The 12,672-nt window shown below is 58.4% G+C and carries 10 protein-coding genes; 1 reads left to right on the forward strand and 9 read right to left on the reverse strand.

Features of this window, described 5'->3' with window-relative positions; genetic code table 11:
• Position 1 precedes the first annotated feature (1 nt).
• The 8 genes from ACM6IN_RS00125 to ACM6IN_RS00160 form a co-directional block, all read right to left on the reverse strand.
• On the reverse strand, positions 2 to 1,351 hold the full coding sequence (locus ACM6IN_RS00125) for an HlyD family type I secretion periplasmic adaptor subunit (RefSeq protein WP_007914892.1): 1,350 nt from the start codon (positions 1,349 to 1,351) through the stop codon (positions 2 to 4).
• Entirely contained in the window at positions 1,348 to 3,123 is a 1,776-nt protein-coding gene (locus tag ACM6IN_RS00130) for a type I secretion system permease/ATPase (protein WP_007914893.1), read from the reverse strand. The genes ACM6IN_RS00125 and ACM6IN_RS00130 overlap by 4 nt, the downstream gene beginning before the upstream one ends.
• A 209-nt stretch (positions 3,124 to 3,332) precedes the next feature.
• A complete protein-coding gene (locus tag ACM6IN_RS00135; protein ID WP_176472339.1) occupies positions 3,333 to 3,755 on the reverse strand; it encodes an AprI/Inh family metalloprotease inhibitor in 423 nt (140 codons plus the stop codon).
• Positions 3,756 to 3,848: 93 nt separating this feature from the next.
• Positions 3,849 to 5,294 carry a serralysin family metalloprotease gene (locus ACM6IN_RS00140; RefSeq protein ID WP_007914895.1) on the reverse strand — a complete coding sequence of 482 codons (1,446 nt, stop codon included), beginning with the start codon at positions 5,292 to 5,294 and terminating at the stop codon, positions 3,849 to 3,851.
• A gap of 456 nt (positions 5,295 to 5,750) precedes the next feature.
• The gene (locus ACM6IN_RS00145; protein WP_007914896.1) at positions 5,751 to 6,836 is read right to left on the reverse strand and encodes a polyamine ABC transporter substrate-binding protein; all 1,086 of its coding nucleotides are present in this window, start codon (positions 6,834 to 6,836) and stop codon (positions 5,751 to 5,753) included.
• 67 nt (positions 6,837 to 6,903) lie between these two features.
• Positions 6,904 to 7,248 (reverse strand): cupin domain-containing protein, encoded by a 345-nt coding sequence (locus ACM6IN_RS00150; protein ID WP_123375153.1) that lies wholly within the window; start codon positions 7,246 to 7,248, stop codon positions 6,904 to 6,906.
• 41 nt (positions 7,249 to 7,289) lie between these two features.
• Positions 7,290 to 8,696, reverse strand: a complete 1,407-nt coding sequence (locus ACM6IN_RS00155) for an NAD(P)/FAD-dependent oxidoreductase (RefSeq protein ID WP_095113291.1) — start codon at positions 8,694 to 8,696, stop codon at positions 7,290 to 7,292.
• 52 nt (positions 8,697 to 8,748) lie between these two features.
• Positions 8,749 to 9,564, reverse strand: a complete 816-nt coding sequence (locus tag ACM6IN_RS00160; protein ID WP_123375151.1) for a helix-turn-helix domain-containing protein — start codon at positions 9,562 to 9,564, stop codon at positions 8,749 to 8,751.
• Positions 9,565 to 9,827: 263 nt separating this feature from the next.
• On the opposite strand from ACM6IN_RS00160, the gene ACM6IN_RS00165 reads away from it, so the two are divergent.
• A complete protein-coding gene (locus tag ACM6IN_RS00165; RefSeq protein WP_038367758.1) occupies positions 9,828 to 10,100 on the forward strand; it encodes a DUF1652 domain-containing protein in 273 nt (90 codons plus the stop codon).
• Positions 10,101 to 10,149: 49 nt separating this feature from the next.
• Here the strand turns inward: ACM6IN_RS00165 and ACM6IN_RS00170 are convergent, their stop codons facing one another.
• On the reverse strand, positions 10,150 to 12,624 hold the full coding sequence (locus ACM6IN_RS00170) for a UvrD-helicase domain-containing protein (RefSeq protein WP_414915134.1): 2,475 nt from the start codon (positions 12,622 to 12,624) through the stop codon (positions 10,150 to 10,152).
• Positions 12,625 to 12,672: the final 48 nt, after the last annotated feature.

The raw sequence follows: 12,672 nt of genomic DNA on the forward strand, positions 1-12,672 counted from the left end.
CTTATTCCTCGGTCAACGCGGAGCCGGCCCGGTCGAGCAGCGGTTTGAACAGATAGTTGAGGAGTGAACGTTCGCCGGTGCGCACGAACATTTCTGCCGGCATGCCGGGCTTGATCACCAGACCGTTGAGTTTTTCCATGGCCTGATCGCTGACGCTGCTGCGCAGGACGTAGTACGGCACGCCGGTTTTCTCGTCGACCATCTGGTCGGCGGAAATCAGACTGACTTCACCCGGTACACGCGGGGTTTTGCTCTGATTGAACGCGGTAAACAGAATGTCCACCGGCAAATGCGTGCCGACCTTGTCGATCAGATTGATCGGCAAGTGCCCTTCCACTTCCAGCGTGGTGCCTTGCGGAACGATCTCCAGCAAGGTTTCACCCTGACGCACCACGGCACCTTCGGTGTGCACGCCGAGGTTGACCGCGACGCCGTCGGCGGTGGCGATGATTTCGCTGTGCTGCAGGTCGAAACCGGCGGAAGTCAGTTGTTCCGACAGGGTCACGCTTTTCAGCTGCGCGTCGGCCAGTTGCGTGCGGACTTCCTTCTGGTATTCCTCGGCGTGCTGTTGCAGCTTCAGCCGCGACTCGAGGATGCCCTGTTCCACGCGGCCGCTTTCACCGGTGTTTTCCGCCAGTTGCTGCTGCACTTGCGACAGTTGACGCTGGTACTCCATCAAGCGGTTGCGCGGGATGTAGCCGTTGTCTGCCAGCGGTTGCAGGTTGCTCAGCTGTTGTTGCAGCGAGTCGGCCTGGGCATTCAGATCGGTACGGGCGCGGCGCATGCCGGCCAGTTGCGCGGTGGCGCCTTCGATGCTCGCACGCAGTCCGGCCTGCTCGCGGTAGTAGGCCTCGCGACGGCTGCTGAACAGTTGCCGCTGACCTTCCAGCACCAGTGCCAGACGCGGATCCGGATCATTGCTCAGCTCGGCGGGAAAGGTCACTTGCTTGAGGTTGTCGCGCTCGGCCTGCCAACGCGCGAGACTGGCCCAGGCCATGCGGTACTGCGCCTGCAGCGACTGCACGTCAGCGGCGACTTGCGTCTGATCGAGGCGGAACAACGGCTGACCCTGCTTCACGATTTCGCCTTCGCGCACCAGAATCCGGCTGACCACGCCGCTGCTCATCGACTGCACGGCTTTGCGCTTGCCCGAGACCACAACCGTGCCTTGCACCGGAATGCCTTGATCCAGCGGCGCCAACGCCGCCCAAGTGAAGAAACTGCCAGCGCCGACGATCGCCAGAATCCAGCCCATGCGCGCGAAGAACTTTGCATCGCGTTCCGGGCGCTCGGTAATGTAGGCGTGTTCCATGCTCGCTTCGTTTTCAGTGTTCATGCTTGCGCTGCTCATACACCCGAATTCCTTGTCGAGGGCTGATACTGGCGACTCATGCTGAGCCCGCCCGGTGCCTGTGCAGCTTTTTCCCGTTGTTGTTCTTGCTGGCCGGAAAGTGCCTTGAGCACGTCCTGACTCGGGCCGAAGGCTTGCAGACGCCCGTCATTGAGGACCAGCAATTTGTCCGCCTGGGCCAGCACTGAAGAGCGATGCGTCACCAGCACCACCGTGGTGCCTTGCGCTTTAAGCGCGGCAATGGCGCTGGCCAGTGCCGCTTCACCGACGGTGTCGAGGTTGGAATTCGGTTCATCCAGCACCACCAGGCTCGGCGTGCCGTACATCGAACGCGCCAGTGCCACACGCTGCTTCTGGCCGCCGGACAAGCCACTGCCGTCCTCGCCCAGTTGCGTGTCGTAACCTTGCGGCAGACGCAGGATCATTTCGTGCACGCCAGCCTGTTGCGCGGCGGCGACGACTTTCTGTGGATCAGCCTCGCTGAAACGGGCGATGTTTTCGGCGATGCTGCCGCTGAACAGTTCGATGTCTTGCGGCAGATAACCGATGTAGGGGCCGAGCTGGTCGCGGTTCCAGCGATGAATATCCGCGCCATCGAGGCGCACGGTGCCGCCGAGGGTTGGCCAGACACCGACCAGCACACGGGCCAGCGTCGATTTGCCGGAGCCGGAAGCACCGAGCACGCCGAGCACTTCGCCGGCATTCAGATTGAAATTGACCATTTGCAACGTAGCCGTGCGTTGCCCCGGTGGGCCGGCGCTGACCTGTTCGAAAGTAATCTGGCCTTTCGGCGCGGGCAGCGCCATGGCGTCGTCACTCGGCGGGAACGCTTGCAGCAGCGCATCGAGACGACGGTAAGCCAGCTTCGCCCCGCTCCACTGCTTCCACACGGCAATCAACTGATCGATCGGGCTCAGTACACGACCCATCAAGATCGAACCGGCGATCATCATCCCGGCGGTCATGTCACCCTTGATCACCAGCAATGCGCCCAGGCCCAAGACCAGCGATTGCAGGCACAGGCGCAGGGTTTTACTCACAGAGCTGATCACCGCACCGGTGTCGCTGGCCTGATTCTGCAGACCGAGGAAGCGCGAGTGCACCTGGAACCAGCGCTTGCGCAGGGAACCGAGCATGCCCATCGCCTGAATGGTTTCGGCGTTGTGCAAATGGCTGGTGGCCAACTGGCTGGACTTCTGCGAATAACCGGCGGCTTCGCCCAGTGGCTTTTTGGTCATGTATTCGTTGAGGCAGGCCAGCCCGATCAGCAACAGTGCGCCTGCGGTGGCGAGCACGCCGAGCCAGACGTTGAACAGGTAAATCACGAACAGATAGACCGGGAACCACGGCGCATCGAAAAACGCGAACAGCGCCGGCCCGGTAACGAATTGACGAATGTGCGTGAGGTCGCCCAGCGACTGCCCGGCGTTGCCCTCGCCCTTGAACAGGTTGCGTTCGAACGCCGCTTGATAAACACGCAGGTTGAAGCGGCGCTCCAACTGGCTGCCGATGCGAATCACGATAAAGCTGCGGATCACTTCCAGCATGCCGATGAAGGCAAAGAAGCCGACGACCATCAACGACAGCATCGCCAGGGTCGTTTCGTTCTGCGACGACAGCACCCGGTCATAGACCTGGAGCATATAGATGGAGGGCACCAGCATCAGCACGTTAATCAGCGCGGTAAAGCAACCGACGCTGATCAGGATACTTTTATAGTCACCCAATGCCTTGATTAAGGGAGCGGTGGCTGGGGCCTTCGCCATCTTCATTGATTATTCCTGGAAAATATTTCCCGCCATTCATTGGCAAGATTCGAATTAATGATCCGTGCAACGTCGGAACTTGCTTTTTTCGTCTACCGCTTACACTTTCATAACAACTTGCGCGATTAACTGCGGTGCAGTTGCCATTCAGCGTTTCTTATAACCATTGCGTGGCGCTTTATATTAAAACCTTGTCGCCGTTTGAATAATCAAGGCTATTGCGCTGCGCGCTCAAGCGTAATCACCAGACCCGATTTCAAAGTCGCCAGATAAAGCCCGTCACGTTGTCGGCTGAAAAACTGGATTCTTGAGCCTTCTTTACCGGTGATCGCGATACCGTCCGGCTCAGGAAACCAGCCGATCGGGGTTTCTTCAAGCCATGCACCCAGGCAGTCGGCGCCTTTGCCCAAGGTTTTGTTGGCTGCCAATTCCACGAGGCACGTATTCGAAGGCTTGTCCTGTTGCTTTAGCGCTTCTCGATCATCATCCCGGGTAGACAATGTCGCTTGCCACTGTCCGGCAAACACCGAGGGTTCTTCGAGTCTGAGGCTGCTTGCCATGCTGGTTTCTCCTGAAATCATGATGAGCGCCGCCGAAAGCCACGCCGCTACCTTGTAGGTAAAAGCTTTACTGATCATGGGAATATTCGCTCCGGCGTGTAGCCTTGCTTACCTGTTAATACGATGCAAGCAAAGAAAGCGGCGCATCACGCGCCGCTTTCCATTTCTACATCACGCCACGATGTCGCTGGTCGCTGCCTGGCCAACAGTGCTGACCTGGAAGTCGGCCACGCCGTGCCCGGAGAAGTCCACCGAGAGCAGGCTGTTGCCGCCCGACGACGTCAGGACCGCGTCACCGGCAGCACCGGTGAAGCTGCTGACGAAGTGCAGGCCGGCACCGTTGGTGATGCCAGTCAGGTCGATTTTGTCCAGACCGCTGACGAAATCGAGGATCTGATCGATCGTACCTGGCTTGGAATCGGAACTGGCCGCGAACACAAAGGTGTCCGAACCAGCACCGCCCCACAACTTGTCAGCACCGCCAGCGCCGTAGAGGATGTCGTTGCCGGCACCGCCCTTGAGCTCGTTGGCCACGCTGTTGCCGATCAGCAGATCGTTACCCGAGCCGCCAATGGCGTTCTCGATGATCGCGCCCTTGGCGATGGACACGTTGCCTACCATGCCGCCAACGTCGGAGAACGAGGCGTCATTGAGGTTGATCTTCTGGTTCTGGGTGAAACCCGAGAAGTCCAGAGTATCTTTGCCGCCCGCGTCCCACACCGAGAACACCACTTTGTCACTCGACGACGAAGCGCTGAGGAAATCGCGGCCAGTGTTGGAGTTGAAGCCGTAGGTGGTGTCACCGGTACGGGTTGTCAGGTTGGCACCGTAGAGCTTCTGGATGGCAGCGATATCGTCCATCAGTGGGCCGGACGAATACGCTTCGACCCCGCCCTTGCTGAAGTTCTGATTGGTGTTGCTTTCGCTCCAGTAGCTCATGACGCTGTAGCCGCGGGTGTCTTGCCCGTAGGACGCGTCGTTGTAGGTCGGGTTGCCATTACCGGCGTTGTAGTCGCCAGGGTGAGCGAGACCCAGGCTGTGGCCGATTTCGTGAGTCAGGGTCTGACGACCGTAGTTGTTCAGATCCGGATTCTTGTTCTGCGTGTAGCCACTGTTGATCAGGTACCACGAGGTGCCGTCATAACCGGCGCCAGTGCCTGGCAGATAAGCGAACGCTGCAGCGCCATCCTGGCCACCGCTGTAGTTACCGAAGGTCATGTGGCCGTCACCGCCCGAGGCTTTCTCGGTGAAGGTCACATTGGCCACGTCAGCCCAGGATTGCATGGCGAGCTTGGCCTGGGCTTGTTGTTGTGCACTGAACTGACTGAACCCGGTGATCCCGTGCTTGTACATCGTGCTGGACGATGCCGAAGTCAGGAACGTATAGGTGAGTTCGATCTTGCCGCTGCCGTCCTTGTCCTGGTAGGCAGCACCGTCGCGCAACAACTGGGTGGCGGCCTGGTCGACGGAGTAGGAGGGTTTGCCATTGACCGTGAGGTTGCCGCCACGGTCGTACTGATGGCTGAAGCTATTGATCTGGTTATACGCCGAGCTGAAGGCTGACAGCTGGAAAGCCTGTTCGGCAGTATCAATAGCATTCGCTTTAACTTTCGACATAAACACACTTCCTTGTTTAGCAATGGAACAGTTTTTGTCCGACAGGACGATCTCTGGCGAGGTCGTCCTATCACTCGCCCAATGAAGGCGTAAGAAACCTGACACAATTTGAAATCTGCCGTAAAGGATTTTTTTGGGATCAAATCGGACTGTTTCGGGAAACTGCCGTAAACAAAGCGTGCGGAGGTGAAAGAATGTTTTAGTTGCGGAGCTTTTGCCTAATTGTCTGACGATTTTCTATTTAAATATTAAATATGGGTAAGTTGTTTTTTGTTAGGCGCGTCTCACTTTCCTGCACTTTATTAGTGCGATGCCAGTGTATTGATATCAACCAAATGGCTCACCCAAACTGTAGGAGCTGACGAGTGAAACGAGGCTGCGATCTTTTGACTTTGCCTTTCAAAAGCAAGATCAAAAGATCGCAGCCTGCGGCAGCGCCTACAGGGGAAAAGCGGATCAGCTACCGGTGCGTATCTTGTTCCACACGCGAGTGCGGATCCGGTCGATGTTCAACGGCATCGCCTCCAGCGCAAACAATTTGCCCATCATCTCCGGGCTCGGATACACCTTGGTGTCGTTCTTGATGGCCGGGTCGATCAGGCTGTCCGCCTGCTCATTGCCATTGGCGTAATGCACGTAGTTGCTGATGCCGGCCATCACGTCCGGGCGGAGCAGGTAGTTCATGAACGCATAACCAGCCTTCTCGTCCGGCGCGTCGGCGGGCATGGCGACCATGTCGAACCAGATCGCTGCGCCCTCCTTGGGAATCGCGTAGCCGATGTCGACGCCATTCTTCGCTTCTTTGGCGCGGTTCTCGGCTTGCAGGATGTCACCGGAGAAGCCGACCGCCACGCAGATGTCGCCGTTGGCCAGATCGCTGGTGTATTTCGAGGAATGGAAGTAGCTGACATACGGCCGCACTTTCATCAGCAGCGCTTCGGCTTTCTTATAGTCCTCGGGATTCTTGCTGTGGTGCGGCAGGCCCAGGTAGTTGAGCGCCGCGGGCAGCAATTCCGGGCCGTTGTCGAGGATCGCCACGCCGCACTTCTGCAGCTTTTCCATGTACTCGGGCTTGAAGATCAGATCCCAGGAGTCCACCGGTGCGTTGTCGCCCAGCACCGCTTTGACTTTGGCGATGTTGTAGCCGATGCCGGTGCTGCCCCACAGGTAGGGAAAGCCGTGTTCGTTGTTCGGGTCATTGGTTTGCAGGGCTTTGAGCAGCACCGGATTGAGATTCTTCCAGTTCGGCAACTGGCTCTTGTCGAGTTTCTTCAGCGCCCCACCCTGAATCTGCCGAGCCATGAAGTGGTTGGACGGAAACACCACGTCGTAACCGGATTTACCGGTCATCAACTTGCCGTCGAGGGTTTCGTTGCTGTCGTAGACGTCATAAGTGACACCCACGCCGGTCTCTTTTTCGAAGTTCTTGGTGGTGTCCGGCGCGATGTAGTCGGACCAGTTGTAAACCTTGACCGTTTCCGCTGCCTGAGCAAGGGAAACGGCGAGCATCAGCGGTGCCAGAGCGAGGGTCTTGCGGATCATGGATCGATTCCTGTGTGGGTTTTCTTTTTTGTTGGCAGGCAATCAAAAGGATCAAACAATCAGAAAATCAGAAAATCAGCACGTAGCTCTTGCGCACGGTTTCCTGGATATCCCAGATACCGAGCGTATTGGCCGGCAACATCAGTGCGTCGCCACCTTGTATGTGCAGGGTTTCGCCGCCACCGTCAGGGGTGAACGTGCAGCGCCCGGAGATGAAATGGCAGAACTCTTGTGCGGTGATCTGCCGGCGCCAGCGCCCGGGCGTGCATTCCCAGACGCCGGTCTCGACGCCGTCATCGCGCTCGACGCTGGTGGTCGAAGCTATCGCCACCGGTTCGCCGAGGGGTACGGCCACCGGGTTGGATTCATCGAGTGGCAGGGTTGCAGTGTTTTTGAACTGGGTAATGCTCATGGTCTGACCTGTCTTTGGGCTTTCTTGAATTAATTCGACGCTCAATGCATGAAACCTTCCATGAAGCCCGCGACCTGGCTGGCGAGTTTGCGCCGCCATGGCGCGGTCGCCGGGTTGGCCAGGGTCTGGTCTTCGTGAACGAAACTTTTGATGATCGCGTTGTAGCCGAGCCAGCGGCACGGCTCTGGCTCCCAGGCGCGCAGGGCATGAATGCCGCCGTCCGGCAGCACCCACGGCTGATGGGTGAGTTCGGTGTCGCGCTCAAGAATCAGCTCCGCGAGGGTGCGCCCGCCGAGATTGCTCGCGCCAACGCCCTCCCCGCCATATCCGCCGGACAGCGCGATGCCGTTGGCGCGATCGCAAAGCATGTGCGGCTTGAAGTGCCGGGACATGCCGAGGTTGCCGCCCCAGGCATGGGTGATCTGCACGTTTTTCAGCTGCGGGAACAATTCGCCGAACAGATAGCGGCGCAACTCGACTTCATCGCGGGTCAGATCGAAGTTGTGGCGCAGCTTGCCGGCGAACTGGTAACCGCCTCGGGCACCGAAAATCAAACGGTTGTCGGCGCTGCGCTGGCCGTAAGTGACTTGGCGGCTGAATTCGCTGAAGGCTTGGCCGCGATTGAGGCCGATTTCTTCCCAGGTTGCCGCCGACAAGGGTTCGGTGGCGACAATCAGACTTTGCACCGGCAACTGATAACGGCCCAGCGGCGGCAACGTCACCGAATAACCTTCGACGGCCGGCACGATCCAGCGACTGCGCACGCTGGCTTTCGCCGTGCGCAAACTGCCCGACTGCCAATGGGTGACCGGGCTGTTTTCGTAGATCTTCACGCCCATGTTTTGCACGGTGCGCGCCAGGCCGCGAACCAGTTTCGCCGGGTGGATGGTCGCCACGTGTGGCGCGTAAATCCCGCCATAGGGTTTGGCCACACGGATCTGCTGGGCCAGTTGTTCGGGGCTGAGCCAGCGGTAATCGTCGTCGGTCAGGCCCTGGGCATGTAGTTTGGCCAGATACTCACGCAGCGTGGCTTCCTGCTCCGGATAGCGCGCCGCGCAATACAGCACGCCGCCCTTGCGGTAATCGCAGTCGATGCCTTCGCGTTCGAGAACAATTTCCACTTCATCGGGAATGCTGTGCAGCAGATCGAAGGACGCGCGGCGTTGCTCTGGCGACAGCCCGGCCAGCAAGCGATCCTCGCCGAGCAGGTTGCCCATCAGCCAGCCACCATTGCGACCGGAGGCACCGAAACCGGCGGTTTGTGCTTCGACAATCGCAATGTCGAGGCCCGGCGCTAGTTTCTTCAGGTAGTACGCCGTCCACAGGCCGGTGTAGCCGGCGCCGATGATCGCCACGTCGACGTCCAGATCTCGCTCAAGCTCGGGCCGCGCGGTCAGCGGCTCATCGAGTTGATCCATCCACAAACTGATAGTGCGCCACGCCGGCATGCAAGACTCCGCCACTGAAAACCTTCGATGGCGTCGATCCTAGTGGCTGTGCTCAGTTGCTGTCTTGCGCGCGTGTCCGCAAAGAAATTTGTTTAACGTAAGCCTTCGGAGACTGGCCGGTGTGCTGGCGGAAACAGCTGTAAAACGCCGACAACGAATTGAAACCGGCAGCGAAAGCCAGTTCATCGATACGCACCGGCGGTGTGGCGTTATCCAGCGCACGCAGCAAATGCTGCAGGCGCGCCTGATTGACGTAGCGATAGAAGCTTTGCCCAAGCACCTGATTGAGCAGATAGGAAATCTGATTGCGACTGTAGCCGCACTCCTTCGCCACCCGCTGCAAGTCGAGTTCAGGATCGAGATACGGCTGCTGCTTTTCAAAGTACTGTTGCAGGTCTTCAGCCATGAAACTCAATTGACGCGGCGACAAGCCCAGGCGACTGACCGCCGGGCGCTGACTTGCCGAGTTTGTGCCGTGAGTTTGCGTGCGCACCAGCGAAGCGTATTCGTTGACGCGCCAGATCAGCCCGTCCTTGACCGTGATCGCCTCGCTGGAGCGAAACGACACCAGGCCGTCGCCGCCGCGCAAGGTCACCTCGTATTGGATGAATGCGGTGTTGCCGTCGACGCGAATGCGGTCGCAATGCTCAAGCAATTCGTCGGATTCACGCGGCATGCTGACGCGTACGTACTCGCGCAACTCATCAAGGCCGAGCACGCGATTCTGGAAGAAATCGTTGTACTGGATGTCCGGGTGATACAGCGCCATGACGCTGTCGAGGTCACGGTGCTTCCAGCTCAGGTGATAGCGCATGACCGTGGCCGCCGTGGCCTGGGTCTGTTCTGGGCCGTCGTCGTCGGCGTGCATAAAGGGCTCGGCGCAAAAGAATCGAGCTTGCCGAAGTTCGGCGCGAGCTTCAATGACTAATCCGTAGTGGCCATTTGGCGACGATTGCGTAGGCCGTGACTTACATCAAAAAATGCGAAGCAATCGCAAAATGAACTGAAAAATCTCACAGGAATTTCACATGCAGATGCTACTTTTAATGTCAGTCACCGGTTGAGCCAATGAAGGCTCTTCCCACCTAACATGAGCAAACGGAAGCGCTCGATGAAGAAGGCGGGCAACACATGAATAAAGGGTCAAGCAAAGTCACGTTTCCCAATGCATGCCAGCTGATGCGCTGGCATTTTCATCCCATGGGTTTTGAGGCGACGATGGACGCGCCGGGCAGCATGATCGCCCGTCTGTTTGATCGTGCCAGCGGCGAAACCATGATCGCCATCGCTGGCATCCCGTGTGCGACGGTGATGAATGCAGCAGATGTCGAACGAATTATCGAGGCTGTGGAGGATGAACTGGAAGCCTTCGTACCTCCAGAGTCTCTCAGAAGCTACGCATAAGCTTTTGATTTAAAACAAAAAGCCCACATCTCTGTGGGCTTTTTTGTGCCTATGCGGTTTGTTTGGTAACACGGTGATCAACGAAGAACGGCTTGCCCTTGGCCACCCGGTCAGACGCCCGAGGCATGTTCACCGCTTGCGCTTCCTGCGGTTCGACGTACCAGTAGCAATGGCTGACCGCCCGTGTAATACCGACGTAGGCCAGGCGCAGGATTTCGTCTTTTTGCGCAGTGTCGTACGGTTCGCTGTCGCCCGACTTCCCCAAACCTGCCATGCGATAGACCTGGTTCTTGTAGGGCGAACTGGTCAGGTGCTGGCAATCGCCGAGCAGAAACACCGCGTCGGCCTGCAAGCCTTTGGCGCTGTGGTAGGTCAGCTGCTTGAGACGTCGCGCTTCGTACGGCAAGCTCGAATCAACATTAACCACTGACTGAATATGCTCTTCAATCAATAACTTATCGCTGCTTTTTCGATAAAGCATCAAGATCGAATGACCTTGGCGGTAGTGCTCGGCGAGGCGCTGCCCCAATGCCTGATCATCGCGCTCTAGCACATTGACCGGCTGCAACAGCTTGGGCGCACCGCTGGCCTTAGCTTTTTTGCCGGGGATCGCTGGCGCAGCGCGGACGATATGCTCAGCGGCATCGATGATGTGCTGGTGGCTGCGGTAGTTGTCACTGAGCATCACCCGCGTGGTGCTCGGCGACGGGAACTCCTTGTCGAATGCCATGAAGTAACTCGGCGAACTGCCACGCCAGCCGTAAATCGACTGCCAGTCATCGCCGACGCACAGCAGCGATGAACGCTGCGCGCCCCTCCCGACATGCATGGCGGGGCCACGGCTGCGGATTTCCGTGAGGCTGGCGCGAATCCACGAGACGATCTGCGGCGATACGTCCTGAAACTCGTCGATCATTAAGTGCGACAACGGTCTGAGTAACTCATCGCTCAACAGCTTGAGGTTTTCCGGTGAGTGCTCGCTGAACAGCGCGAACATCCGGTTGTAGGTCATGATCGGCGGCTTCTGGTCGAGCAGATGGTCTTCAAAGGCCCGCCAGAACAGGCTGAGTGCCTCAAAGAAAAACCGGTCTGGGTCGTCCTTGGCAAAGCTCATGCGACCGACCGCGTCTGGCACGTCCAGGCCGAGGTTTTCGATGAAACCGGCCGCCGCGACAAAACAGTCGAGCAATGGCGCGGAAGCCAGCTCGCCCTTGACCTTGTACTCAAAGCCCGGCCCGGCGCTGGCATCACCCGCCAACGTGGCCAGAACACGCCTTGACGATTCGTAACTATCTAGCCAAATCATAGGCTTACGACAGAAAGCTTGAAACAGGGTGCGCTTGACTGCCCACTCGGCGCGCACGCTGAGCTTCGCGTTTGGCCGACTGACCTGCGGGTTTTCCCGCGGATCGAAGCCGAGCACCACCCAGGCATCCAGGCTCGGAATGTAGCCATGACAGTGAAATTTCGCGCCGTTGATATCGAAACTCTGCCGGTTCGGCTCAATGCCCTTGATCGGCCAGGCGCCAGCGCGGAACCACAGTTCTTCAATGGCATCGCACAGTTCTTCATCGCGCTGGGAGGCTAACTGCGTCACCGCTACGCGTTTTTGCACGTCCGGATGATCGCGTTCCAGCTCCTTGAGCTGCAAACCAGCTCGGGACAGCGGCTGAATCAACTGGCGGAAACGCTCGTCTTCATTAAACAAGCGCTGATAACAGGCGTTGAGTTGCTGGCGTTGTGCATCGTTGATGCGCAGGTCGAAGGGGTTACTGTCGACCTCCTGCTCATCACCTTGTGCGCGGTGACTGAGGTTTTCAAAGGCCTGCAGACGTTCGAAACCCGGCAAGCTGCGCACCATCGGCAGAATTCGCGAGTGGAAAGTACGCACCAGATCGCGTGCCTGGCGCAGGTTCAGCGCCAGGCCCCAGAGCGCGAACAGCTCGATCAGTTTGTTGATGAAATCCTTGCGCGACTCGCGGGTGAAGGTCACCACGGTCATCGAGTCCAGCTCAAAACCCAGATAGTGGTTAAGCAACAGAATGCGCAGCACCAGCGTGGTGGACTTGCCCGCGCCAGCGCCAGCTACCACTGAGGTTGACGGGGTTTCGCTGAAAATCATCTTCCACTGCGCGACGCTCGGTTGAGCGTGCTCAGGCAGCAAACGGGCGACATCGGCCTTCATGCGCTTTTTCAGCTCGGCCGTCAGCGGCAGGCGCCAATCGTCAAACAGATGGTTATCGACGCTGGGCGGTCGATGCTCAGTATTGCGACTGTCACGGATCAAAAGAACCTGACGGCCTTCTTCCAGCCCCTCAAGCTTGCCTTCCTTAAAGCCATATTCGACGCCAGCGGTATGCCCGCTGCGAAAGCCATCGGCCTGACCGTGCAACCACGACGCTCGGTGTTGAGCGCGCAGCCGGGTCAAACCATGGCCGAAAAAGCGCGCAGCCAGACGTTTGAACCATGGCATCTCGGCCAGGGGGCGAAGTTCGGGAGGAAGATCGGGGGTGTGTTGCGCCACGCTGACGGACTCCAGTGTGTGAGGCTGTTGCGGCTATGGTGTCTGTAT

The sequence above is a fragment of the Pseudomonas sp. IT-P395 genome, assembly GCF_949767675.1.
Taxonomy (GTDB): Bacteria; Pseudomonadota; Gammaproteobacteria; order Pseudomonadales; family Pseudomonadaceae; genus Aquipseudomonas.

Excerpts from the sequence above, each read along its gene's own strand:
- ACM6IN_RS00125 (WP_007914892.1), bottom strand. The coding sequence starts at position 1,351 with ATGAGCAGCGCAAGCATGAACACTGAAAACGAAGCGAGCATGGAACAC.
- ACM6IN_RS00130 (WP_007914893.1), bottom strand. The coding sequence starts at position 3,123 with ATGAAGATGGCGAAGGCCCCAGCCACCGCTCCCTTAATCAAGGCATTG.
- ACM6IN_RS00135 (WP_176472339.1), bottom strand. The coding sequence starts at position 3,755 with ATGATCAGTAAAGCTTTTACCTACAAGGTAGCGGCGTGGCTTTCGGCG.
- ACM6IN_RS00140 (WP_007914895.1), bottom strand. The coding sequence starts at position 5,294 with ATGTCGAAAGTTAAAGCGAATGCTATTGATACTGCCGAACAGGCTTTC.
- ACM6IN_RS00145 (WP_007914896.1), bottom strand. The coding sequence starts at position 6,836 with ATGATCCGCAAGACCCTCGCTCTGGCACCGCTGATGCTCGCCGTTTCC.
- ACM6IN_RS00150 (WP_123375153.1), bottom strand. The coding sequence starts at position 7,248 with ATGAGCATTACCCAGTTCAAAAACACTGCAACCCTGCCACTCGATGAA.
- ACM6IN_RS00155 (WP_095113291.1), bottom strand. The coding sequence starts at position 8,696 with ATGCCGGCGTGGCGCACTATCAGTTTGTGGATGGATCAACTCGATGAG.
- ACM6IN_RS00160 (WP_123375151.1), bottom strand. The coding sequence starts at position 9,564 with ATGCACGCCGACGACGACGGCCCAGAACAGACCCAGGCCACGGCGGCC.
- ACM6IN_RS00165 (WP_038367758.1), top strand. The coding sequence starts at position 9,828 with ATGAATAAAGGGTCAAGCAAAGTCACGTTTCCCAATGCATGCCAGCTG.